The sequence below is a fragment of the Streptomyces sp. NPDC001415 genome, assembly GCF_053597395.1.
In genome coordinates this window covers 89,446-111,746 of record NZ_JBSFIE010000005.1, presented here as the reverse complement: position 1 = coordinate 111,746, position 22,301 = coordinate 89,446, and the positions used below count along the sequence as shown (strand labels likewise).

The following is a 22,301-nucleotide window of genomic DNA, read 5'->3' as shown; positions in this document are numbered from 1 at the left end:
GAGCCGCTCCGGTGATGATCAGTACTGTGCCGCGACCAGCTCAGCCGCCTCCTCCTCGGTTGCCACCGAGGGCGGGGAACCCTCCAGCGGCTTGCGCGCCGTCTCCTTCATGGCGAGCGCGGCCACCAGCCCGACCAGTCCGGCCAGCATCGTGTAGAACGCGGGCATCAGGTCGTTGCCGGTGGCTCCGATCAGCCCCTGGACCACCAGCGGCGTCGTGCCGCCGAACAGCGACACCGAGATGTTGAACCCGATGGAGAGGGAGCCGTAGCGGATCGCGGTCGGGAAGAGCGCGGGCAGCGCCGAGGACATCGTGCCCAGGTAGCAGACCAGCGCGAGGCCGAGTGCGAGGAGCCCTGCGAAGACCGCGGCCGTACCGCCCTGCTTGATCAGCAGGAAGCTGGGCACCGCGAGCACGATGAAGCCGAGCGAGCCGCCGATGAGAACCGGCCTGCGGCCGACCCGGTCGGAGAGCCGCCCCACGGAGTTGATGAGCGCCATCAGCACGATCATCACGACCACGATGGACATCAGCCCGCCCGTCTCGTCGAAGCCGAGCGTCGAGAGGTATGTCGGCATGTACGAGAGCAGCATGTAGTCGGTGATGTTGAACGCGGCGACCAGCGCCAGGCACAGCAGCATCGCCCGCCCGTTGCCGAAGAGGATGCGCTTGAGCGGCACCTTCTCGTGTCCGGCGGTGGTGGAGCCCGCCTCCTCCAGCTTCTTGAACGCGGGTGACTCGTCGAGCCTCAGGCGCAGGTAGAGGCCGACGAGCCCGAGCGGCCCCGCCACCAGGAACGGGATCCGCCAGCCCCACTGCTGCATCGCGTCGTCGCTGAGCAGCAGGGTGAGAGCGGTCACGAGCGAGGCGGCCACGGTGTAGCCGATCAGCGTGCCGAACTCCAGGAAGGAGCCCCAGAACCCGCGCCGCTTGTCGGGCGCGTACTCCGCGATGAACGTGGCGGCCCCGCCGTACTCACCGCCGGTCGAGAAGCCCTGGACCATGCGGCACAGGATCAGCAGGACGGGCGCCCACACACCGATGGTCGCGTAGCTGGGGATCAGGCCGATGGACAGCGTCGCGGCAGCCATCATGATCATGGTGAGGGCCAGGATCTTCTTCCGGCCGACCCGGTCGCCGAGCGGTCCGAAGAACATGCCGCCGAGCGGCCTGACCAGGAACGCGGCGGCGAACGTCGCAAGGGACGCGATGACCTGCATGGTGTCGCCGGCGCCGGAGAAGAAGACCTTGCCGATGATCACGGCGAGGTAGGAGTACACGCCGAAGTCGAACCACTCCATGGCGTTGCCCAGCGCCGTGGCTTTGACCGCGCGTTTGACGGCGGCCTCGTCCGTGACGGTGATGTCCGAGCGCCGCAGTACGGGATTCCGTCTGCGGTGGACCGCCCGGAACAGCGAACGGTGCCTGGCGACTGCCTCGGGCGGATGATCCTCGGTGCTCAGCACGCAGCGACTCTTTCATCAGGGAACAGAAGGGTGCGCTCTACATGGAACTACCTCGGCGCGACGCGGTTGCGCGGTGAAAGTCCCCAGTCGCCGGACCTAAGCCCCGGAGCGGCCACGGGGCTTAGGTCCCCCATCGCAGCAAAAGGGACTCCAGGAGCTGGGGTGCCCCGGGAGGAGGTGGCCGAATCCACTGGATTCCCGGCCGAGTTGTCCATCGATCGCGTCGCCGGAGGCCGACGCGAATTCACAGCTCCGTGGTCGGATCCCTGCACGGCTTTCCAACTCCGGAAATGCGAGCGCGTTTTTCGGCCACTCAAAACGCGAGTGGCGGCCACAAGCGCGAGCGTGACGCGCACCTCCGCGCCACGCTCGTTGCGCTGGGCATTCATCAGCTCACAGCCTGCAGCCGATGGCTCAGTCCTCGAAGGCGTCCTTGGCCTTCTCCTTGGCCTGACGGGCGTCGCCCTTGGCCTGGTCGATACGCCCCTCCGCGGTGCGGCGCTCGTTGCCCACCATGCGGCCGAGCGCTTCCTTTGCCTTGCCCTTGGCCTGCTCGGCCTTTGCCTTGGCCTTCTCTTCGCTCGACATGGAAATACCTCCACATGCGGTCGATCGCGTAATCCGACATGGATACGCATCGCCGTTCCAGCGGATCTCAAACGGGTGGACTGAGTAAAAGATGGTGGCGGCTCGGACAATGCCCGCAGGGCCCGGGCGGTGAACTCGTCGAGCGGGTAGAACAGCTCTATGGCCAGTTCCGACAGTGTCACGTCGGCCGGGGCTCCGAACGTGGCCATGGTGCCGAACAGGGACAGCTCGCCGAACGGGGTGCGCACCCGCAGCGGCGCCTGGATCGGGCTCGGCCGCACCGCCGGATCCCCGGGCTCGGCCGCGTCCTCGCCCGGGAGTGCCGGGTACCCGCTCACCTCCTCGTACAGCGCGAGCGGATCCGCGTCGCCGGAGGCGTGCACCTGGCGCTGGAGCCGTTCGAGGAAGAGCGTCCGGACCTCACCGAGGTTGGCAAGACGTGCGGCGAGCCCCGTGGGGTGTCGGCGTTCCGCGACCTGAACTGCCTTGTGCCGAAGCCCACTTCGGCCCGTTCCGGCCGCTGACGAATGCGGCCGGGGTGGCGCATGCTGGTGGTGAGGACGGGGGAGGGGGATGGCCGCAGTGCGCGATACGGGCCGGGCGGGGCGCACCTCGATGTCGGCCGCGCTGTTCACGGTGAGCGGCTGGGTGCTGCGTGTCGTGGGGATCGTCTGCGCGGTCGTCGGCTACGGCCGCTGGAAGTCCGCGTCCCATCCCGGCCCCTTCTCCGTGCCCACCCCTTGGTGGCAGACATACCTGGTGTTTCCCCTCCTTCTGGCCGGTGGAGGCGTGCTCTTCCTGCTCGGCCAGCAGGCGGGGGTGCACGGCCGACGGCGACGCGCGGGACCCGTCCGTGCCGCTGACCTGGCGGCGGGGTCGTTCGTTCTGTATCTGCGCTCCTTCGAGGACGACCGTCGCCGAGCCGGCCTTGAGGAATCCCGTGTGCGGGGCATCGCGAGCCTCTTCTCCTTCGCGTACGTCTCCGGGCTGACGGAAGAGGAGCAGCTGACCCGGGTGCTGGCGCCGGTCGCCCCGGTCGTCGCGGTCGGCGAACCGGGTGAGCGCCTCCCTCTGGCGGGGGCCCGACGGCTCTACCTGCCGCTGGACGACTGGCAGGACACCGTGAGCCAACTCATGGGCAGATCAAGGCTCGTGGTGCTCACGGCCGGGCTGACCGCGGGGGTCCTGTGGGAGGTCGGCGAGGCCGCCCGCAAGCTGCCGCCGCAGCGCCTCGTCGTGCTGGTGCCGATGGACCCGGGTGAGTACGGGACGTTCCTCGACCGGGTCCGCGCGACGATGCCCAGGCGCCCGGACGGCACGCCGTGTCTCGAACTTCCCGACTGGCCGCCGGACCCCACCGGCAGACCCGTCCACGAGACGGTGTTCAAGGGGGCGATCTGGTACGGGCCCCAGGGCGAACCCCACTTCGCGCGCTTCGGCGCGTCGGGCAAGCGCCCACCCCTGCGATCCCGGATCCGTGCCGAACTCGGGGCCGGCCTGCGGCCTGTCGTCGACCGCGCCCGGCCTGGTGCGCACAGGTAGTTCCGTGGAGGGCGGGCTCCGTCCCCTCGCCGGCGTCCGAGCGGCAGGTCGCTGGAGCCGGCGGCGTCGGCTCCAGTGGCCAGGTGGAGCCGCTGCTCCTCGAACAGCCGGGCCGGGCTCAGACCGCTTGGAGCTGAGCCAACGTCCGGCGCAGCTCCTCCCGCAGAGTGCGTCCTGCCGCCTCGGCGTCGCCCTCGGCGATGGCGTCCACGAGGGCGGCATGCCCTGCCTCCCCGTGGTTCGGCTCGTCGGTCCTCAGGTCGAGGAGCTCCACCAGGTCGATCAGGCCCTGGCGCAGCGCGGGGACGAATTCGGTGAACAGGGCAGTGAGAACGGGGTTGTGCGCTGCGGCGACCACCGCGGCGTGCAGGGCGATGTCGGCGTCGACGAACTCCGCGTCGCTGCCGCTCACGGCGCTGCGACGCCCGGCCAGCGCCGATGCGAGGGCGCCGAGATCCTCATCTGTGCGCCGCCGGGCCGCCAGTTGAGCCGCCTCGACCTCCATGACCATACGGACCTCGTAGACATCGGCCACGGCCGCGCGGCGGAGCTGGGTGGCCCAGTCCTCCTTGGGCCTGGTGGCGATGACGAAGACGCCGGAGCCTTGGCGCGCCTGTACAAGACCCGCCCCGGCCAGTGCGCGCAGGGCCTCGCGCACCGTCGAGCGTCCCACGCCGAGCATCTGCGCGAGGGAGGTCTCGCCGGGGAGCTTCGTCCCGACGGGCCACTCCTCCCCGACGATCTGGTCGCGCAGCCGGTCAGTGGCCTGCTCGACCAAGGGAGTTGGCCGCAGAGCACCCAACGGCATCCGGGGTCACCTTCTTTCAGTTCTCAGGTTGTCTGAGGAGTTCAACTGTGGTTACTGTACCGGCATGTTGCTGCGCGAGCTCCTCCTCGGCCGCCGCTGCGGGGTCTGACACGACCGGCACCCCGCAGCGGGTGTCTGGCTGCGCCGGTCGCCACCTGGCCGACCGAAAGAAGCTCCGTCTCATGAATTCGTCCAGCACGAGGACGTTTCCCACGCTCCGCACGCCGTCCGGCGCCGTACCGCAGGGCGCTCCGGCCTGGAATCCGCAGCGCCCGAGCGCGATGCCGCACCACCGCTACCGGCCCGCGCACGACCGGGTCGCGCTGCCGCCGACCGATCGGACCTGGCCGTCGCGGCAGCTCCAGGCGGCCCCGCTGTGGGTGCCGGTCGACCTGCGCGACGGCAACCAGGCGCTCGCCGAACCAATGGACACCGAGCGCAAGCGCCGGATGTTCGACCTCCTGGTCACCATGGGGTTCAAGGAGATCGAGGTGGGCTACCCCTCGGCGAGCCGGACCGACTTCGACTTCGTACGCCATCTGGCAACGAGCGGCGCCGTACCCGAGGACGTGACCGTCTCCGTCTTCACCCCGGCCCGCCGCGACCTGATCGACCGCACCATCGACTCCGTCGAGGGGCTGCCCCGCACCCTGGTCCACCTCTACACCGCCACCGCGCCGGTATGGCGGGACGTGGTCCTCGGGCGCTCCCGGACCGAGGTGCACCAACTGATCCTGGACGCGGGCACCCACCTGATGCGGCGCGCCGAGCAACTGCCCGGCGCCGACGTCCGGTTCGAGTTCTCACCCGAGGTCTTCAACCTCACGGAGCCGGACTTCGTGCTGGAGGTCTGCGACAGCATGACCGAGCTGTGGGAGGCGAGCCCCGACCGGCCGGTGGTGCACAACCTGCCGGCCACGGTCGAGATCGCCACCCCCAACGTGTACGCGGACCAGATCGAGTACATGCACCGCCACCTGGCCCGGCGCGACTCGGTCATCCTCTCCGTGCACCCCCACAACGACCGCGGAACCGGTGTCGCCTGCGCCGAACTCGCCGTCCTGGCCGGGGCGCAGCGCGTGGAGGGCTGCCTGTTCGGCAACGGTGAGCGGACCGGGAACGTGGACCTGGTCACGCTGGCCCTGAACCTGTACGCGCAGGGCGTGAACCCGATGATCGACTTCTCGGACATCGACGCCGTGCGCGAGGTGGTCGAGCACTGCAACCGGCTCCCGGTCCACCCGCGCCACCCCTACGGCGGCGACCTCGTCCACACCGCCTTCTCCGGAACGCACCAGGACGCCATCTCCAAGGGCATGGCCCACCACACGAAGCGGGCGGTGGAGCTGGGTGTCCCGGAGCGGGAGGCACCGTGGGAGGTCCCGTATCTGCCCATCGACCCGAGCGACATCGGGCGTACGTATGAGGAAGTCATCCGCATCAACTCCCAGTCCGGCAAGGGCGGTATCGCCCATCTGCTCCGCACCCACCACGGCCTGGACCTGCCCAAGGCCATGCGTCCGGACTTCTCCCGCACGGTGCAGCGGGCCACCGACGCCGGCGGCCGGGAACTCTCCCACAAGGACCTGTGGGAACTGTTCCGAACCACCTACATCACACCCGGCGCGGACGGCTCCCTCACCCTGGCCTCCTGGGAAACGGGTGAAGTCCGGCCGGGCCGGCACGAGTTCACATGCGTCCTGCGCATGGACGGCGAGGAGCGCACGCTGCACGGAACGGGCAACGGCCCGCTGTCGGCCCTCGCCGATGCCCTCGCGACGGCCGGGATCGGCGTCGACATCCTCACCTACGCCGAGCACTCCACGGGCACCGGGCCGGGCAGCCCCGCCGTCAGCTACGCCGAGTGCCGGGTGGGCGACGACGTGTACTGGGGTGCGGGCTGGGACACCTCCATCCTGTCCGCTTCGGTGCATGCGGTCATGGCCGCCGTGAACCGCGCCGGGCGGAGCTGACCATGGGCGCGACCCCCGTGATCCGGGTGAACAACGTCGACGTCGTCCGCGACGGCAATCCGATTCTGCGCGACGTGTCGCTGACCGTACGGCCGGGAGAGCACTGGGCGCTGCTCGGCGCCAACGGCGCGGGCAAGAGCACCCTGCTCAGCCTGCTGGGTGCCCTCGTCCATCCCACCCGGGGCACGGTCGAGGTGCTGGGGCACGCACTGGGCCGAGTCGACCTGCGCCAACTGCGCACATACATCGGGCATGTCGACCCACGGCATCCGCTGCGCTCCGCGCTCAGCGTCCGTGACGTGGTGCTGACCGGGCTGACGAACACGAGCGAGTGGGTGCCGCGCTGGACGCCCACGGCGGAGCAGGCCGCGAGGGCCGGGGAACTGATCACCCTGCTCGGCCTCGGTGAACGCCGTGAGGCACGGTGGCCGACCCTGTCCCAGGGCGAGAGGGGCCGGGCGCTGATCGCGCGGGCGCTCATGCCCGGGCCGCGACTGCTCCTGCTCGACGAGCCCGCGACCGGCCTCGACGTCGCCGGACGGGAGCAGCTCATCGAGCGCGTCGACGCCCTCCAACTCGCGGACCAGGAGATGTCATCGGTCCTGGTCACCCACCATTTGGAGGAGCTCCCGCCGGGCACGACCCATGTGATGCTCCTGCGCGAGGGCCGCGCCCTGGCCTCCGGCCCGGCGGACGAAGTCCTGACCAGCGAGGGGGTGAGCACGTGCTTCGCCCATCCCATCCACCTCACCCGCGCGGCCGGCCGCTGGAACGTGCGGGCGGGCCGGGCGGCCCGGGAGCGAGTGGGCTGATGGGGGGGCGAGGGGTGCACGCTGGCGGGCGTGCGTGCACCCCTGTACGGAGGTGATCCCTGTCATCCCGGCGGCGTACGAGGCGGCACTGACAAGGAGCCTCGCCGCTGTTCCGCGACGCCCTCTCAGCCGCGGCCGAAGAGCCGCTTCAGGCGGCCCGGGCGGTCCGCGGCCGGTGCGGTGGGACGGTGCCGGTGGTCCGGTTCGGCGGTGCCGTTGTCGACCGGTCGCGGTTGTGCCGGTTCGAGCTCTCCGGTGATCCCCGCGTCTTCCTCGGCGTCGCGTGCGGCCATGACGCGGGCCAGGTCCAGTGCGGACGCGTCCATCCAGGGGCAGCAGAGCGTCAGCGCGCAGATCGACTGCAGGATCGTCACCTCGCGCTGTCGGGTGCTGGTGCCCACGTCCAGGAGTCGCTCCAGCAACTGCGTCCCGATGTCGGCACGCGTGTCGGGGTTGGTCCAGGCGATGGCGACCAGGGCGAAGGCGGCCGCCTCGTTGACCCAGTCCTCGGAGCCGAGGAGCAGGTCGAGCAGCACTTGGCGGCGCTCGGACTCCGCCCAGGGCTGGTCCGTGCGGTGGTGCGCGATGCCGAGGCAGGCGAAGGCCTGGACGGCGCGGACCCAGAGCTCGGGCTGATGGGCGAGGAGAGCGCGCCCCAACTCGTCCTCGCGCGGCGCGGGCGGGTGCGCGAGGGCGCCGAGGAGGTCGGCGAGCGGAAGGCCGGCGAGCCGGACCGCGTGGTCGTACGCCGCGGGCAGGGTGGGCCATCTGATCTCGGCGGTGGCTCGGATCAGTTCGGCCGCCTGTGCCGACGGGGCCGGGACGGCGGGGCGTGGGACGAGACCGTCGTACTCCCATATCCGTGTGCCGACTTCGCGCAGAGGCCGGCGCGGGTCGGGCTCGGGCAGCGACTGGTACTCGACCGTGGCGCGCGGGAAGGCGAGGCGCATCGCCAGCTGCGAGCTGGGCGGCTCCAACTGGGAGGCTGTACAGGCGAGTTCGCTGTCCCGGTTGCAGCTGGACGAGTTCAGGAACTGGTGGAGGACGTTGACGGTCGCCTCCATGGCGGGGTGGACCATGCCCAGCCAGGGCCGCTGTCGACTGAACCGGGCCAGCACGTCGGCCGCGTAGTCGTGGTCGGGGTGAGCGCGGTGATGGTCGGACAGAGCGAGCAGATGCGCCGTGTCGCCGTCGAGCTGGTGACGCAGGCCGTGCAGGGCGGGGGCCGCCTTGGGGTGGTCCGGATCGGCGGCCAGGGCTCGCTCCAGCCAGGGCAGTCCCTCGCCCGGGCGCCCGGTGGCGCCGTACACCTCGGCCACATCGACCGCCAGGTAGTGGTCGAACTCCCGAGCCAACTGCGCTTCCCAGACCGCGAGGGCCTCGTCGGGACGGTCGTCCGAGCGCAGTGCGTTGCCGAGCATCACGGAGGGCAGATATCCGGGACCGGTCCGCTGGGCGTGCTCGGCGAGCCGGACGGCCTCGGCCGTGTCGCCGAGCCGCCGGACGAGGCCGGAGGCCATCGCCGACAGCGGGACGTGGCCGGGGTGCCGGGCGGCGACGGCTCGTACCAGCTGCTCGAACGGCCGCACCGCGGGCCGCTGGTCCTTGGGCAGGGGGTCCGGCAGATGACCCGCGACCCGCGTCACCGACTGCGCCAGCGCGTCCGGGTCGAGCAGTTCCGCCAGTTCGGGATCGGTGAGCCACGCCGTGTCGGCCCACGGCGTGCCCGGGGCGAAGCCGATGGCCGAGGCGATGAGCCCGACCGCGGTGTCCCGGTCCCCGGCGGCCGCCTCGACATGGGCCCGGCACACCAGCGTGCCCAGGTACATCTCCCCTTCGAGCGGGAAGAGGTCCCGGGCCGCGGCCGCGCCGCCCGCCTTCGCGCACAGCTCGGCCAGGGCCTCGTGCAACTCGGGCAGTTGCGGCTCGCCGAGCATGGCGTCCGCCAGGTGCTTTGCCGCATGGGGCAGGTCATCGCTGTGCAGGGCGAGCCGAGCGACGGACACCTCTCCCTCCGCCGCCAGCCGTTCGTCGCCGCACTCCGGGTGCTGCATGCCCCACTCCCCACCTGAAAGCCTGTGTCCGAAACCAGGACCGTGTCGAGCGCAGAGGCTATCCGTAGGGTCCGAACCGCCCGGACCAGGGCCCCACCGTCGCAAAACGGTTTGACCGCGGGCCGCATCCGGCGGTGGGATGGCGGGCCATGAGCGCAGCACAGATGCACCCCGGCCAACACGCCCCGGACGACGACCTCGTACGACGGCTTGTCGCCGGGCAGATGCCGCAGTGGGCCGGGCTCGCGGTGCGGCGGGTTCCGTCCGGTGGGACCGTCAACGCCATGTACCGGCTGGGCGACGACATGGTCGTACGGCTGCCGCTGATCAAGGGCGGAGCCTCGGACGTACTGCTGGAACAGGAGTGGCTGCCGCGCCTCGCGCCCCTGCTGCCCACCGCGCTTCCCGAGGTGGTCGGCGTCGGGGAGCCCGCCGAGGGGTATCCCTGGCCGTGGTCGGTGTATCGGTGGCTGAGAGGAAAGAACCCCGAGGCGGGGGCGCTCACCGAGCCCGTGCCGCTCGCCAGGGATCTCGCCGGGTTCGTGACGGCGATGCGGCGCATCGACCTGTCGGGGGCGCCAACAGCCCATCGTGGAGGGCCACTTGGCTTGCTCGACACCGATACTCGTGCGGCGATCGGCCAACTGCGTGACATCCCGGCGGAAGGCGTCGACTGCGATGCGGTGACGGCCGTATGGGAGGACGCCATGCGGGCCCCCGCCTGGGACGGCCCGCCGGTGTGGCTGCACGCCGATCTCATGCCGGGCAACCTTCTGGTGGACGCCGGCCGGCTCACCGGAGTGATCGACTTCGGGTGCCTGGGGATGGGCGACCCGGCCTGCGATCTGTTCCCCGCATGGAACCTGCTCCCGGCCGAGGCGAGGGAAGTCTTCCGTGAGGCGGTCGGCGTGGACGACGCGACCTGGAACCGCGGCCGGGCGCGGACACTGTCGCAGGCCGTCGTCGCGCTGCCCTACTACCGCACGACGAACCCGGCGATGGCGCACAACGCCCGCCATGTGATCCGCGAGGTGCTGGGTGACCAACAGGCGCTCTGTATACGGTAGTTGAGGGTTCGTGGCTGTGCCCCGGCCGGGCCGTCGACCTCTCCAGGGCACAGTACGGCGGCTCAGCCGAGCGGCTTCTCCAGTACGGACTTGCGGTGGCTGAACGTCTCGATCGAGTAGCGGCCGTGGTAGCTGCCCATGCCGCTCTCGCCGACCCCGCCGAACGGCAGGTCGGAGACCGTCAGATGGGCGAGCGGCAGGCCGAACCCGAGCCCTCCCGACGACGTCTCGGCGGCCAGGCGCTCACGCGTGGTGTCCGAGTCGGTGAAGGCGTACAGGGCCAGCGGCTTGTCGCGGTCGTTGATGAACCCGATGGCCTCGTCCAGGCCCGCCACGGTGACGATCGGCAGGATCGGGCCGAAGATCTCCTCCCTCATGACCGGGGACGTGGGGTCGACGTCGGCCAGGACGGTGGGCGCGATGTACTTGGTGGCCCGGTCGGCGGCGCCGCCGGTCACGGCGCGGCCCGAGTCGAGCAGCGAGCCGAGCCGGTCGAAGTGCCGCTCGTTGACGATCCGGCCGTACTCCTTGGAACTCTGCGGCTCGGGGCCGAAGAGGGCCTCGACCGCGCGGACGAACTCCGGCTCCAGGGCGCGGGCGGTTTCCGGGTCGGTCAGGACGTAGTCGGGTGCGACACAGGTCTGGCCGGCGTTGAGGAACTTGCCCCGGGCCAGCCGGTCGGCGACGACGGCCAGGTCGGCGCCGCGGTCGATGAACGCCGGGGACTTGCCGCCCAGTTCGAGGGTGATCGGGGTGAGGTTTTCGGCGGCGGCTCGCATCACGATGCGGCCGACCGTGCCGTTGCCGGTGTAGAAGATGTGGTCGAAGCGCTCGGCGAGCAGCGCGGTGGTCTCGGGTACGGCGCCCTCGGCGACGGCGACCGCGGCGGTGTCGAGGTACTGCGGCAGCAGCCGGGCGATGGCCGCGGAGGCGGCGGGGGCCAGCTCGCTGGGCTTGACGACGACCGCGTTGCCGGAGGCCAGCGCGCCGAGCATCGGCGTCAGCAGGAGCTGGACCGGATAGTTCCAGGGGGCGATGACGAGGACCACGCCCAGCGGGTCGTACTGCGTCCAGGCCGTCGCGTCCGCTCCGAGGTGCGCGGGAACCGGCGCGGACTCCGGGCGCAGCCACTCGGCGAGGTGCTCCAGGGTGTGGTCGATCTCGCGGACGGTGAAGTCGATCTCGGTACGGAAGGCTTCGGTCGAGCTCTTGCCGAGGTCGGCGTGCAGGGCCTGCGCGAGGTCGGCACCGTGGATCGTGAGCATCTCGCGCAGTCGGCGCAGCTGGGTGGTGCGCCACTCGACGGGCTTGGTGCGGCCGGATCGGAAGGTGGCGCGCAGCCGGGCGACGATCTCGGCGGGCTGCTCGGGGGTGTGGTGGTTCACGGTGCCTCGCTGGTCAGTGCCGGCCTGACTGCCCGGGAGGGCGGGCAGGTCGAGCCGTGCCGAATAGTTCGATGCATACACCAACCATTGAGGTTCGCCAATAATTCCGTGAATTCCGTGCCGGCGGAAAATACTTTCGGTGAGCGTCCGCGTGCGGACGGCTCCCGTCATTCACGGTCCCCGGTGCTGGGGGCGGAACCGGCTCGCTCGGCTACATGCGGGGCTGGCCGTAGTACCGCGCGAACTGTTCGAGGTAGGAGGGCTCGCCGGCGTGCTTGGCCGCGTCGTACTCGGGAGCGCTTCTGATCTGGTCCTGCGTCCGGGCCACGTAGACCGTCTCCGTGGTGGCGTCGATGCGCTCGATGGTCCCGACGGGCAGGAGTACGTGTCTGCCGAAGATCCAGACTCCGGTGTCGACCACCAGGTGCGCGGCACCGACCGCGTCGGAGTGCTTGTCGATCTTCCCGATGTGACCGTCGGTGGCTTCCACCCGGTAGCCGACGAGGTCAACTCCCGCCCTGTATCCGGCAGTTGGCCGGTATTCCCAGATCTCGTCGCTCACCATGTCGCCTCTCCGCCGCGCGGGTACGGGCCGTCGCCGATTGCCGTGAACGTACGTCGGTGGCGGGAGCGCTGCACCTCGGCGCGCCTACCGGTAACTCCGTGTGATGCTCCGGGGTGCGGATGGCGGGGCGTCGGGTCACGATGGGAGCCGCTCCCGGGCCGGGCCACCCTCCGACGGTGACACCGGCGCCCGGAGGGGCGTCGACACCGCCACACCCCCTCGTCCTTCGTCCGATCCCGGAGCAGATGATGCTGTCGCCCCACCGTTACGTCGTCCATGAACTCCTGGCCCTCCTGCGCAGCCGGGAACGCAGGGCCGCCCAGTCGCCGGGGGACACCCGTGCGCGACAGGCGCGGGACGACGCGGCGTACACGCTGTGCGTCCTGATGGGGGAGCGGAGCATGCCCGCCGCGGTGGAGGCGGCCGAGCGCTACCTCGCACACAGCCGCGGCGTGGCGCTGCCGGCCGTCGCCCTGGCCCCCGACGGGGCTCGCTGACGAGCGAGGCCCACGCCCCGGTCTGAAATTCCTGACCGTTGGTGGAGGCCGGGGCCCGCGCTCACGGTCGTCGAGCAGGGAAGACAGCACCTGCCAGAACCGGTCAGGAATGGAGAAGCGCGGCTACCGGGCCGCAATTAGCGTGGTCGTCATGAGGCACACCGGGGCGGTGTGACCCACGAATCCAGGAGCGATCATGACCACCACCGGCTCTTCCACCCAGGGCATCAAGACCGTGCTGCACCCCGTCTCCGACCTCGCGGCGGCCAAGGCCGTGTACACCGCTCTGCTCGGCGTCGCGCCGCAGAGCGACGAGCCGTACTACGTCGGATACGAGGCCGAGGGCCAGCAGATCGGACTGGTACCGGGCGGCGCGGAGCAGGGAATGGCCGGGCCGGTGGCGTACTGGCACGTGCCGGACATCGAGGCGAAGCTCGCCGAGGTGACGGCCGCCGGCGCGAAGCTGAAGGACCCCACGCGCGATGTGGGCGGCGGCCGCCTGGTGGCCACCTTCACCGACCCCGACGGCAACGTCCTCGGGCTGCTCCAGGACCGATGAGCGCGGACCGCACGCCGGCCGGAGAGGCACCGCGCCGCCCCGGCCGGTCCCGCGGATCACGTCGGACCATTGCCGCGGCCGCGGCGACGAAGTAGAACCGTACGTACCGCTCGCAGCTGCGCGCAGCGCCGGGCGGGCCGAGTCGGGCGACACCGGCGGAGACCGCGCAGGCGGCCCGTCCCACAGATGGAGAACGCGATCAGCATGGCCAAGAGGACGGACATACAGTCGCCCGCGCCGCACGCCGCCGACAGCCACGACATGATCCGTGTGCACGGCGCGCGTGAGAACAACCTCAAGGACGTCAGCATCCAGATCCCCAAGCGCCGCCTCACGGTGTTCACCGGGGTCTCCGGCTCGGGCAAGAGCTCGCTGGTGTTCAACACGATCGCCGCCGAGTCGCAGCGGCTGATCAACGAGACGTACAGCGCCTTCGTGCAGGGCTTCATGCCGACCCTCGCACGGCCCGAGGTCGACGTCCTCGACGGCCTGACCACCGTGATCACCGTCGACCAGCAGCGGATGGGCGCCGACCCGCGCTCCACGGTCGGCACCGCCACCGACGCCAACGCGATGCTGCGCATCCTCTTCAGCCGCCTCGGTAAGCCGCACATCGGCCCGCCCAGCGCGTACTCCTTCAACACCGCGTCGGTGAAGGCGAGCGGTGCGATCACCGTCGAGCGCGGCAACAAGACCAAGGCGCGGAAGGCGACCTTCAGCCGCACCGGAGGCATGTGTACGCGCTGCGAGGGCCGGGGCGCGGTCTCCGACATCGACCTCACCCAGCTGTACGACGACTCGAAGTCGCTCTCCGAGGGCGCGTTCACCATCCCCGGCTGGAAGTCGGACAGCCAGTGGACCGTGCAGGTCTACGCCCAGTCCGGCTTCGTCGACCCCGACAAGCCGATCCGCGAGTACACCAAGAAGGAGCTGCGGGACTTCCTCTACGGGGAGCCGGTCAAGGTGAAGGTCAACGGGGTGAACCTCACCTACGAAGGGCTCATCCCCAAGATCCAGAAGTCGTTCCTGGCCAAGGACAAGGAGGCGCTGCAACCGCACATCCGGGCCTTCGTGGAGCGCGCGGTCACCTTCACCGTCTGCCCCGAGTGCGACGGCACCCGGCTCAGCGAGGGTGCCAGGTCGTCGAAGATCAAGCGGATCAGCATCGCGGACGCCTGCGCGATGGAGATCCGCGACCTGGCCGAGTGGGTACGCGGCCTCAAGGAGCCTTCCCCAAGCTCTTCGAGCAGGGGATACCCCATGGTCGCGCCGCTGCTCAGCGCGCTTCAGCAGACCCTCGACTCGTTCGTCGAGATCGGCCTCGGCTACCTGGCGCTCGACCGGCCCGCGGGCACCCTGTCGGGCGGTGAGGCGCAGCGCGTCAAGATGATCCGCCACCTCGGATCCTCGCTCACCGATGTCACGTACGTCTTCGACGAGCCCACCGCGGGCCTGCACCCGCATGACATCCAGCGGATGAACGAGCTGCTGCTCCGCCTGCGGGACAAGGGCAACACGGTGCTCGTCGTGGAGCACAAGCCGGAGATGATCGCCATCGCCGACCATGTCGTGGACCTCGGACCCGGCGCCGGTACGGCGGGAGGCGCCGTCTGCTTCGAGGGCACCGTCGAAGGGTTGCGGGCCGGTGGCACCATCACCGGGCGGCACCTCGACGACCGGACCACCGTCAAGGAGACGGTGCGCGAGTTCAGCCACGCGCTGAAGATCCGGGGCGCGACGGCGAACAACCTGCGTGACGTGGACATCGACATCCCGCTCGGCGTGCTGACGGTCGTCACCGGTGTCGCCGGTTCCGGCAAGAGCTCGCTCGTGCACGGTTCGATCCCCGCCGGCGAAGGGGTGATCTCGGTCGACCAGAGCCCGATCAAGGGCTCGCGGCGCAGTAACCCGGCCACGTACACCGGACTGCTCGACCCGATCCGCAAGGCGTTCGCCAAGGTCAACGGCGTGAAGCCGGCGCTGTTCAGCGCCAACTCCGAGGGCGCCTGCCCCACCTGCAACGGCGCGGGGGTCATCTATACCGACCTCGGCATGATGGCGGGCACGGCCACCACGTGCGAGGACTGCGAGGGAAAGCGGTTCGACGCCTCGGTGCTCGACTACCACCTCGGCGGCCGCGACATCAGCGAGGTGCTCGCGATGTCGGTGACCGAGGCCGAGGAGTTCTTCGGCGCGGGCGAGGCGCACACCCCGGCCGCACACCGCATCCTCGAACGGCTCGTGGACGTCGGGCTCGGCTACCTCACCATCGGCCAGCCGCTGACCACCCTGTCCGGCGGCGAGCGGCAGCGGCTCAAGCTGGCGACCCACATGGGCGACAAAGGCGGTGTGTACGTCCTGGACGAGCCGACCACGGGCCTGCACCTCGCCGACGTCGAGCAACTCCTCGGGCTGCTCGACCGGTTGGTGGACTCCGGCAAGTCGGTCATCGTCGTCGAGCACCACCAGGCGGTCATGGCCCACGCGGACTGGATCATCGACCTCGGCCCCGGCGCGGGCCACGACGGCGGCCAAGTCGTCTTCGAGGGAACCCCGGCCGAGCTGGTCGCCGCCCGCTCCACGCTCACGGGGGAGCACCTGGCGGCGTATGTGGGTGGGTGACGCGATCAGAGCATGCCCCCTGTGGACCCTGTGCCCTCTGTGCCCCCTATGCGACGAGGCCGAGGTTCGGGTCGATGTCCGCCAAGTCGCAACTGGCGTCCCAGAGTTGAGCTGCGACCGCCGTGTCGGTGAGATGGCTCCACAGGGGCTCGCGCCGCGGTTCGCCGCGTAGGCCGAAGACGCGCGGGCCCCAGAGTTCGCCGCCCTCGATCCGCGGATCGAGGACGGCTCTCACCGCGGGCCACGCCCCGGCGTGCTTGCCCTGGACGACGAGACCCGCGGGCAGGCCGCGCAGCCGCTCGCCGGAAGTCCGCACCTGAACAGGTGGCCGCGAGGGGGTGAGCGAGTCCAGTGCGCCACCGGGGTGGACCACCACGCTGGTCACCGGGCTGCCGACCGCGCGCAGACGGCGGTCGAGTTCGAGGCCGAAGTGCATCTGGGCCAGCTTCGACCGTCCATATGTGCGCTTGGGCCGGTAGCCCTCGGTGGATTGGAGGTCGTCCAGGTCGAGTCGTTCGGACTTCGCCGCGAAGCTGCCCACCGTCACGATGCGGGCGGCCGGCGCCGCCGACAGCAGAGGTGCGAGCCATCGGGTCAGTGCGAGGTGCCCGAGGTGGTTGGTGGCGAACATGAGCTCGTGGCCGTCCCGGGTCTCGCGGCGCGGCGGATCGTCGAGAGCCACCCCGGCGTTGTGGACCACCGCGTCGAGACGGTCCAGCTTCAGCGCCTCCACGGAGCGCCGCAGGGACGCCAACTCGGCCAGATCCAGGCGCACTTGGAGGATCCGCGCACCAGGAACCCGGGATTGGATCGAGGCCGCGGCGGCCTCTGCCTTCGCCGGGTTCCGGCTGCCGAGGACGACGGTGGCCCCGGTTCCGGCGAGCTGCTCCGCGACGAAGTAACCGATGCCGGCGTTTCCACCGGTCACCAGGAAGTTCTTGCCCTCGGCGCGCGGCGGTCGACGCACGTCCCATGGTTGGTGCCGGGGTGCTGTGGCCTTCATGAACGCTCCTTGAGTCCGGGTCTTGGGGCGCGGACGGACGGGTTCCCCCTCGGCCGCGGGCCCTCAACCTCACACTCCCGACCGACATCTCACCGATAGCTCGCCGATACGCACCCACGTGCCGGGCGCCGAAACGCCGGGCAGCCGGCGCCGACCGGGGAGAAACGCGACATACCTATACGATCTCGGCCGCACAGGGTGCCGCGAGTTCGGGCCCCTCCACAAGCCGCCGCGTTGCGCGGGATGCGGAAGGAACTCTCCAGTGATGAGAACACGGCTCGCTCGGTCGGTGACCACGCTCGCGTCCGCTGTCGCGCTGGTCGCCGGAAGCGCGGTCTCCGCTTCCGGCGAGCCGGCACGGCCCCAGCCGGACATGGCCGGAGTGCGCGCCGCGTTGCAACGCGTGACGGAGGCGGGGGCGCCGGGCGCGTTCGCCGTGATCCGGGATCATCGCCACCCACGGTCCGATCGGACGCTGGACGTCGGCGAGGCCGACCTGGACGGCACGCCCATGAGGGCCGACGCGCGGTTCAGGGTCGGCAGCAACACCAAGATGTTCACCTCGGTCATCGTGATGCGTCTCGCCGAACAGGGCCGCATCGACCTGGACAAGCCTTTGCGCGACTACCTGCCGACCGGCACACTGCCGGGGAATTGGCCGATCACCGCCCGCCAGGTGTTGGAACACCGTGCCGGGGTGTACGACCACATCAACGACCTCCTTGAGCAGAGCGGCGAGGAAACCACGGCCGCCTTCGAGAAGCGCATCCGGAACACCGTGTACGAGCCCCGGGATCTCGTCGCGCTCTCGGTGAAGCACGGGTTGCAGTACGCCCCGGGGACCGCGTACGCGTACTCGAACACCGGCTTCGTCCTGTTGGCGCTGGCCGCCGAGCACCTCACCGGACGTCCCTACGCCGAGCTGTTGCGCGAGCAGATCTTCGCGCCGCTCGGGCTGCGCCGGACGTCCTTCACCGTGCCCGGGAAGCGCATCACCGGCCGGCACATCACGGGCTACCTGACCCATGACGACCGCGGCAAGCCGCTCCTCGACTCGACCGAGCAGACCGCGTCGTGGATCTGGAGCGCGGGCGGCATCGTCTCCTCCGCCCCCGACCTCGACCGCTTCCTGACCACTCTGCTCGCCGGGAGCGCCGGAGGACTGGTCTCCGACGACTCGCTGCGGCAGATGACCAGGGTGCTCCCCACGAGCACGGCGAAGATCAGCTACGGGCTCGGGGTGCGGGAGATCTCGCTGTCCTGCGGCAGGGTGCTCGGGCACGGGGGAATCGTCCAGGGCTATCAGTCGCAGGCGTTCTCCACGCCGGATGGAGCACGTACGGTCGTCGTCTTCGCCAACGCCTCCAACAACGGTGCGGTGACGGAGGGGTTGATGGACACCCTTGAGCCCGCGTTCTGCGGCGAGCCTCCGGCCGCCGCCCCCCACCGCTCACGCGTCGGTAACGCGGGCGACGCTCCTGTGATCCCGGCTGTCGAGGATCCGCGCATCTGAGAAGCAAGGGGCCCGGCCTCGGCGGAGCCGGCACCGAAGGGGCTGACATCGCGGAGGCGGCCTCCAGGTGGCGAGGGGCGGGGGGAGCCCTAGCGGGCCTTGGGATCGGCTCCCGCCGGGACTTCGTAGATCTTTCCGTCGACGCCGGACCGGTAGAGCCTGCCCGCCGAGAAGCCGCGGTCGCCGTGTCCGTACGTGATCTGGGTGGACAGGTACAGGCCCGACTGCACGGAGCAGAGCGTGCCCTGTTCGGCCCGCCAGATCTGACCGGCTGCATGGGTGGCGATGAGGGGGCGGCCCTGGCTGTCGAGGGTGAGGCCGTCGGGGAGGCCGAGGACGTCGGACGGGCCGGCGGGGATCCAGCGTTCGGGGTGCGCCGGGTCGTCGGCGGGGATGCGGTACAGCGCCGGGGCCGGGGTCGTCTGGATGACGTACACCTGGTCGCCCTCAGGGGAGACGGCGATGCCGTTCGGCATCAGGACGTGGGCCCAGGCCGGGTCGACCCGGCCGTCGGGTGTGACGCGGCCGATGTTCCGGCCGCCCACGGTGGTGGTGTAGACGGTGCCGTCGGGCGCGAGGGCGACGCCGTCGATGCCGCCGAGTCCCGAGGCGTACGTGCTGACCTGGCCGGAGTCCGGGTCCACCAGGAGGAGCTTCGAGACCGGGAGGAGGTCGCCGGTGAGCGAATGGCCGAGGTCGTTCCCGGTGCCGACGAGGAGTCGGCCGTCGTCGCGGACGACGATGCCGCCGTTGGCGCCTATGTTCCCGGTGAGGGCCACGGGCGTGCTGCCCGGCGCGTCGATGCGATAGACGCGGCCGGTGAAGTAGGCCGTGGCGAACATCCGGCCCTGCTTGTCGACGATGATCGACTCGGCCCAGTCGGGTACTTGCGCGACCTGGACGGGGGGCGCGGCCGCGGTGGCCCCGCAGGCGGGCGCCGCATGGGCGGGGGCCGGTGACATCAGAGCCGCGGCTGCGGCCAGCGCGACCGAGAGCAGGGCGCGCGGACCTCGTATCGCGGTGCGGGGCATGTTCGTCGGCCTCATCAATTCCCTTCCCTGTACGGGCTGTTGGGGCCCGGGGTGTTGGGCGGCACTCCGGCTCCGGGATCTTCCGGCACTGTAAGAGTGTGCGTCAACAGGGGGCAGAGGTGAGGGAGTTCCACCGACTGGCTGATGGGTAACTGATGTGTGGCTGAGACGTGCTGCCCGGGGTCGGGGGAGCCTCAGTGGCGGCTGCGGTTGCCGATGAGGAGGCGGTAGAGGGCGAGCACGATGACCGAACCGACGATGGCGGCGATCCACGTCGAGAGGTGGAAGAACCCGTTGATGGAGTGGACGTGGAAGATGACCTTCCCCAGCCATCCACCGAGGAGCCCGCCCACGATGCCGATGACCATCGTGACGAGGCAGCCGCCCGGGTCCCTGCCGGGCATGATTGCTTTGGCGATGGCGCCGGCGAGAAGGCCGATGAGGATCCAGGCAATGATGCTCATGGTGAGTCCGTCCCAGGGTCGGGGTGCCCGCGCCATCACGGAGCGGCGCGGGCGATGAGCTGTTCCGGGGGGCCGAGGGCCTTGTCTGGAAGAGTGCCCAGACCGGCCATCGGTAAGCCGGCCGCATCGGCCATTGGGGTGCCATCGGGAGTGCATGGGGGCAGCCGCGCCCGACGGGCGGTGCCGCTCCGGGCAGTGCGCCCGCACCTGGCACCCGCTCGCCGTGCTCGTCCGTACGGACCTTCCCGCGGAGCAGTGGCTGGACGGGCGCTCGCGTAGTCAGCTGTGCGCGACGGTGAGCTTGTAGAAGGCGACACGGGCGCCGTTGGTCGTGCTGTTGGAGGACGACTGGTTGTAGGAGCCCGCTTTGAAGTACTGCTGGTAGCTGTTGAAGGAGGACGGGATCGCGTAGTGGGTGGTACTTCCGTTGACCGTCAGGTCGATGGTGTGGCCCCCGGAGACGCCGATCGTGTAGCTCCATGTCGTGCCGACGGGCACATGCCCCACCGGGTGCGTGGTCTGCCCGCCCGAAGGCGATTTCTCCGTGCCCAGGACGATGTCGCCGTTGGAGCGGTAGTAGAGCTCGACCAGCGGTTTGGTGGACGGGCCGCCCTTGCCGAGGTGGATCTGGCCGACGCAGACGTTGGACGTCACCGATACCACGCGCAGCGTCGCGTTCAGCCGGTGGGTTCCGCCGAGCGGCCAGTTCGCGGCGCTGCCGTCGCGGTTCATCTCGCGCAGTTCGGAGCGGGCGTAGTGGGAGTTCGGCGTGGTGACACCCTTCTCCGGCGCCCAGAACGTCATCGCGCCGTCGTGGGAGTCGCTGTAGAAGTACGCGTCCTGGAACCCGTTGGCGCCCTGGAGCCGGGACGACGGGATCGTGGTCGGCGACCCGGGGGAGCCCACCGGCTCCTGGAGTTCCCACACCGACAGGTCGAAGTTGCCGCCGGGCGCGACCGGCGCGGTCGGGAGAGCGCCGGTGTCGCTTTGCAGGGCAACTTGCTTGACATCAGGGGCGGTTGAGGGCGATGAGGTCGCCAAGGCCAGGGTGGCGATGGCGGCAGCGGCAGTGGCAGTGGCGAGGGGGAGGAGCAGGGGGCGTATGCGCATCGGGGGACCTTCTTGTGGGGGCGGCGGTGACTCGCTGGCCGGTCGGCGGTCGGCGAGCGCGGGACTTCTCCGTGGCGTGCGCGTGAGTTCAGCATGATGAACGTCATGCTTGGATATGAACGGAAACCGTAGGACCCTGGCGTGGGCGCGTCAATAGAAGTGCCGCCCGCCGTTCGGTGAACCGCGAACGGGGTACCCGGCGTGACATGGCATCAGGACCTCGGCTCCAGCGGCGTACCTGGCGAGCGGCGGTGGCTCGTGCGGCCGTGCTGATCGTGGGCTTCGTCTGCATGGTCGCCTTCGCGGTGGTGCTGGCCCGGGCCACCCTGGTGCCGTCACCCGCGTCCGTCCGGCTGACGCACACCAACCTGCACCCGGGTGACTCGATACGGGCCTATCTCGCGCAGCCCCACTGGCGGGACGCGGTCAAGCAGGTCGGCGGCAACGTGCTGCTCGGCATGCCTTTCGGGGTGCTGCTGCCGGTGCTCTTTCCCAGGACGCGCGGTCTCGTACGCGTGGTCCTGATGACCGCGTTCGTGATGTTGACCGTCGAGGCGGCCCAGGGCCTGTTGGTCACCGGCCGAGCCTTCGACATCGACGATGTCATCCTCAACTCGCTCGGCTCCTTTGCCGGTTACCTGCTTCTTGGCCGCCGGCTCGGCCGCGCGCTGCACCCCCGGCGCCACCATTGGTGGCAACGCGCTCCCGCCGAGGTCGCTCGTGATCCCGACGGGTCGAAGCCGCATCTGCCCGCGATTCCGAGGGCGGTGCGGAAGCCGGTCCGGTGAGTGCGGGCTACCGGACCGGACCCCGCGCTCACCCCGTACTTCTCACTCCGTGGTGATCCCCGTGATGACCGCGTCGCCCAGGGGGGCCTCGTCCTCGTCGTAGCCCGCCGTTCGCAGGGCGGCGGTGACCGTCCGGCGGGCCTCCTGCTCGGCGGCCTCGGTGTCGTCGGCCTCCACCTCCAGGCGGATGCTGAAGGCGGACGATCCGCTGTAGAAGGTGAGCATCTCCAGATGCTCCTCCTCGCCGACGCGGGTTCCGCGCGGATCGGCGGGGCGCAGCGCGCGTTCGAGGGCCTCCGTGGTCGCCTCGGTGCGCTCCGCGAGCAGGGTTCCGGGGATCGTTACGACGTAAGTGGTCATAGACCTACGGGGTTCCCAGCGGGCTCCCCTCGTACACCCCGGCGTACCGCGAACGGGGTGCGGCACTGTGATGGGCGGGCGGCCCACAGGCTC

At 70.5% G+C, this 22,301-nt stretch carries 20 protein-coding genes; 9 read left to right on the top strand and 11 right to left on the bottom strand.

The window, feature by feature from the left end; all coding sequences use genetic code 11:
• Positions 1-18 precede the first annotated feature (18 nt).
• A complete protein-coding gene (locus ACWC2B_RS08345) occupies positions 19-1,467 on the bottom strand; it encodes an MFS transporter (RefSeq protein ID WP_450715668.1) in 1,449 nt (482 codons plus the stop codon).
• Positions 1,468-1,881: 414 nt separating this feature from the next.
• Positions 1,882-2,055, bottom strand: coding sequence for a CsbD family protein (locus ACWC2B_RS08340; protein WP_450715667.1), 174 nt, complete (start codon positions 2,053-2,055; stop codon positions 1,882-1,884).
• Positions 2,056-2,628: 573 nt separating this feature from the next.
• On the opposite strand from ACWC2B_RS08340, the gene ACWC2B_RS08335 reads away from it, so the two are divergent.
• Positions 2,629-3,597, top strand: a complete 969-nt coding sequence (locus tag ACWC2B_RS08335) for a hypothetical protein (RefSeq protein ID WP_450715666.1) — start codon at positions 2,629-2,631, stop codon at positions 3,595-3,597.
• A gap of 118 nt (positions 3,598-3,715) precedes the next feature.
• Here the strand turns inward: ACWC2B_RS08335 and ACWC2B_RS08330 are convergent, their stop codons facing one another.
• Positions 3,716-4,405 carry a FadR/GntR family transcriptional regulator gene (locus ACWC2B_RS08330; protein WP_450715665.1) on the bottom strand — a complete coding sequence of 230 codons (690 nt, stop codon included), beginning with the start codon at positions 4,403-4,405 and terminating at the stop codon, positions 3,716-3,718.
• 182 nt (positions 4,406-4,587) lie between these two features.
• On the opposite strand from ACWC2B_RS08330, the gene leuA reads away from it, so the two are divergent.
• Together leuA and ACWC2B_RS08320 are read left to right on the top strand one after the other, a co-directional pair.
• Entirely contained in the window at positions 4,588-6,378 is a 1,791-nt protein-coding gene (leuA, locus tag ACWC2B_RS08325; protein WP_450715664.1) for a 2-isopropylmalate synthase, read from the top strand.
• 2 nt (positions 6,379-6,380) lie between these two features.
• Positions 6,381-7,190, top strand: coding sequence for an ABC transporter ATP-binding protein (locus ACWC2B_RS08320; RefSeq protein WP_450715663.1), 810 nt, complete (start codon positions 6,381-6,383; stop codon positions 7,188-7,190).
• Between the two features lie 125 nt (positions 7,191-7,315).
• On the opposite strand, the gene ACWC2B_RS08315 is transcribed toward ACWC2B_RS08320, so the two are convergent.
• Positions 7,316-9,244, bottom strand: a complete 1,929-nt coding sequence (locus ACWC2B_RS08315) for a hypothetical protein (RefSeq protein WP_450715662.1) — start codon at positions 9,242-9,244, stop codon at positions 7,316-7,318.
• Between the two features lie 149 nt (positions 9,245-9,393).
• Here ACWC2B_RS08315 and ACWC2B_RS08310 point away from each other — a divergent pair, with 149 nt between their 5' ends.
• Positions 9,394-10,311: an aminoglycoside phosphotransferase family protein gene (locus ACWC2B_RS08310; RefSeq protein WP_450715661.1), complete on the top strand. Its 918-nt coding sequence runs from the start codon at positions 9,394-9,396 to the stop codon at positions 10,309-10,311.
• 62 nt (positions 10,312-10,373) lie between these two features.
• Here the strand turns inward: ACWC2B_RS08310 and ACWC2B_RS08305 are convergent, their stop codons facing one another.
• The gene (locus ACWC2B_RS08305) at positions 10,374-11,696 is read right to left on the bottom strand and encodes an aldehyde dehydrogenase family protein (RefSeq protein WP_450715887.1); all 1,323 of its coding nucleotides are present in this window, start codon (positions 11,694-11,696) and stop codon (positions 10,374-10,376) included.
• Positions 11,697-11,907: 211 nt separating this feature from the next.
• A complete protein-coding gene (locus ACWC2B_RS08300) occupies positions 11,908-12,261 on the bottom strand; it encodes a PRC-barrel domain containing protein (RefSeq protein ID WP_450715660.1) in 354 nt (117 codons plus the stop codon).
• A gap of 245 nt (positions 12,262-12,506) precedes the next feature.
• On the opposite strand from ACWC2B_RS08300, the gene ACWC2B_RS08295 reads away from it, so the two are divergent.
• The 3 genes from ACWC2B_RS08295 to ACWC2B_RS08285 all read left to right on the top strand — a co-directional run bounded on the left by ACWC2B_RS08295 (position 12,507) and on the right by ACWC2B_RS08285 (position 15,939).
• Positions 12,507-12,758 carry a DUF5133 domain-containing protein gene (locus tag ACWC2B_RS08295; protein WP_450715659.1) on the top strand — a complete coding sequence of 84 codons (252 nt, stop codon included), beginning with the start codon at positions 12,507-12,509 and terminating at the stop codon, positions 12,756-12,758.
• A 196-nt stretch (positions 12,759-12,954) separates the two neighbouring features.
• Positions 12,955-13,317, top strand: coding sequence for a VOC family protein (locus ACWC2B_RS08290; protein WP_450715658.1), 363 nt, complete (start codon positions 12,955-12,957; stop codon positions 13,315-13,317).
• Positions 13,318-13,515: 198 nt separating this feature from the next.
• A complete protein-coding gene (locus tag ACWC2B_RS08285) occupies positions 13,516-15,939 on the top strand; it encodes an ATP-binding cassette domain-containing protein (RefSeq protein ID WP_450715886.1) in 2,424 nt (807 codons plus the stop codon).
• 46 nt (positions 15,940-15,985) lie between these two features.
• On the opposite strand, the gene ACWC2B_RS08280 is transcribed toward ACWC2B_RS08285, so the two are convergent.
• The gene (locus ACWC2B_RS08280; protein ID WP_450715657.1) at positions 15,986-16,942 is read right to left on the bottom strand and encodes an SDR family NAD(P)-dependent oxidoreductase; all 957 of its coding nucleotides are present in this window, start codon (positions 16,940-16,942) and stop codon (positions 15,986-15,988) included.
• A gap of 265 nt (positions 16,943-17,207) precedes the next feature.
• Here ACWC2B_RS08280 and ACWC2B_RS08275 point away from each other — a divergent pair, with 265 nt between their 5' ends.
• Positions 17,208-18,455 (top strand): serine hydrolase domain-containing protein, encoded by a 1,248-nt coding sequence (locus tag ACWC2B_RS08275; RefSeq protein WP_450715656.1) that lies wholly within the window; start codon positions 17,208-17,210, stop codon positions 18,453-18,455.
• Positions 18,456-18,544: 89 nt separating this feature from the next.
• Here ACWC2B_RS08275 and ACWC2B_RS08270 read toward each other — a convergent pair whose 3' ends face one another.
• From ACWC2B_RS08270 to ACWC2B_RS08260, 3 genes are all read right to left on the bottom strand, one after another.
• Entirely contained in the window at positions 18,545-19,501 is a 957-nt protein-coding gene (locus tag ACWC2B_RS08270; protein WP_450715655.1) for an SMP-30/gluconolactonase/LRE family protein, read from the bottom strand.
• A 179-nt stretch (positions 19,502-19,680) separates the two neighbouring features.
• Positions 19,681-19,950, bottom strand: a complete 270-nt coding sequence (locus ACWC2B_RS08265) for a GlsB/YeaQ/YmgE family stress response membrane protein (protein ID WP_450715654.1) — start codon at positions 19,948-19,950, stop codon at positions 19,681-19,683.
• 279 nt (positions 19,951-20,229) lie between these two features.
• Complete coding sequence (locus tag ACWC2B_RS08260; RefSeq protein ID WP_450715653.1) at positions 20,230-21,060, bottom strand: polysaccharide lyase family 7 protein; 831 nt, start codon at positions 21,058-21,060, stop codon at positions 20,230-20,232.
• Between the two features lie 206 nt (positions 21,061-21,266).
• Here ACWC2B_RS08260 and ACWC2B_RS08255 point away from each other — a divergent pair, with 206 nt between their 5' ends.
• Positions 21,267-21,848 (top strand): VanZ family protein, encoded by a 582-nt coding sequence (locus ACWC2B_RS08255; protein WP_450715652.1) that lies wholly within the window; start codon positions 21,267-21,269, stop codon positions 21,846-21,848.
• A 42-nt stretch (positions 21,849-21,890) separates the two neighbouring features.
• Here the strand turns inward: ACWC2B_RS08255 and ACWC2B_RS08250 are convergent, their stop codons facing one another.
• Positions 21,891-22,208, bottom strand: a complete 318-nt coding sequence (locus ACWC2B_RS08250; protein ID WP_450715651.1) for a hypothetical protein — start codon at positions 22,206-22,208, stop codon at positions 21,891-21,893.
• Positions 22,209-22,301: the final 93 nt, after the last annotated feature.

What these genes read in the sequence shown, in the direction of transcription:
- ACWC2B_RS08270 (WP_450715655.1), bottom strand. Translation starts at nt 19,501, where the DNA reads ATGAGGCCGACGAACATGCCCCGCACCGCGATACGAGGTCCGCGCGCC.
- ACWC2B_RS08320 (WP_450715663.1), top strand. Translation starts at nt 6,381, where the DNA reads ATGGGCGCGACCCCCGTGATCCGGGTGAACAACGTCGACGTCGTCCGC.
- leuA (WP_450715664.1), top strand. Translation starts at nt 4,588, where the DNA reads ATGAATTCGTCCAGCACGAGGACGTTTCCCACGCTCCGCACGCCGTCC.
- ACWC2B_RS08300 (WP_450715660.1), bottom strand. Translation starts at nt 12,261, where the DNA reads ATGGTGAGCGACGAGATCTGGGAATACCGGCCAACTGCCGGATACAGG.
- ACWC2B_RS08275 (WP_450715656.1), top strand. Translation starts at nt 17,208, where the DNA reads ATGAGAACACGGCTCGCTCGGTCGGTGACCACGCTCGCGTCCGCTGTC.
- ACWC2B_RS08295 (WP_450715659.1), top strand. Translation starts at nt 12,507, where the DNA reads ATGATGCTGTCGCCCCACCGTTACGTCGTCCATGAACTCCTGGCCCTC.
- ACWC2B_RS08290 (WP_450715658.1), top strand. Translation starts at nt 12,955, where the DNA reads ATGACCACCACCGGCTCTTCCACCCAGGGCATCAAGACCGTGCTGCAC.
- ACWC2B_RS08280 (WP_450715657.1), bottom strand. Translation starts at nt 16,942, where the DNA reads ATGAAGGCCACAGCACCCCGGCACCAACCATGGGACGTGCGTCGACCG.
- ACWC2B_RS08335 (WP_450715666.1), top strand. Translation starts at nt 2,629, where the DNA reads ATGGCCGCAGTGCGCGATACGGGCCGGGCGGGGCGCACCTCGATGTCG.
- ACWC2B_RS08330 (WP_450715665.1), bottom strand. Translation starts at nt 4,405, where the DNA reads ATGCCGTTGGGTGCTCTGCGGCCAACTCCCTTGGTCGAGCAGGCCACT.
- ACWC2B_RS08265 (WP_450715654.1), bottom strand. Translation starts at nt 19,950, where the DNA reads ATGAGCATCATTGCCTGGATCCTCATCGGCCTTCTCGCCGGCGCCATC.
- ACWC2B_RS08250 (WP_450715651.1), bottom strand. Translation starts at nt 22,208, where the DNA reads ATGACCACTTACGTCGTAACGATCCCCGGAACCCTGCTCGCGGAGCGC.
- ACWC2B_RS08310 (WP_450715661.1), top strand. Translation starts at nt 9,394, where the DNA reads ATGAGCGCAGCACAGATGCACCCCGGCCAACACGCCCCGGACGACGAC.
- ACWC2B_RS08315 (WP_450715662.1), bottom strand. Translation starts at nt 9,244, where the DNA reads ATGCAGCACCCGGAGTGCGGCGACGAACGGCTGGCGGCGGAGGGAGAG.
- ACWC2B_RS08255 (WP_450715652.1), top strand. Translation starts at nt 21,267, where the DNA reads ATGGCATCAGGACCTCGGCTCCAGCGGCGTACCTGGCGAGCGGCGGTG.
- ACWC2B_RS08340 (WP_450715667.1), bottom strand. Translation starts at nt 2,055, where the DNA reads ATGTCGAGCGAAGAGAAGGCCAAGGCAAAGGCCGAGCAGGCCAAGGGC.
- ACWC2B_RS08260 (WP_450715653.1), bottom strand. Translation starts at nt 21,060, where the DNA reads ATGCGCATACGCCCCCTGCTCCTCCCCCTCGCCACTGCCACTGCCGCT.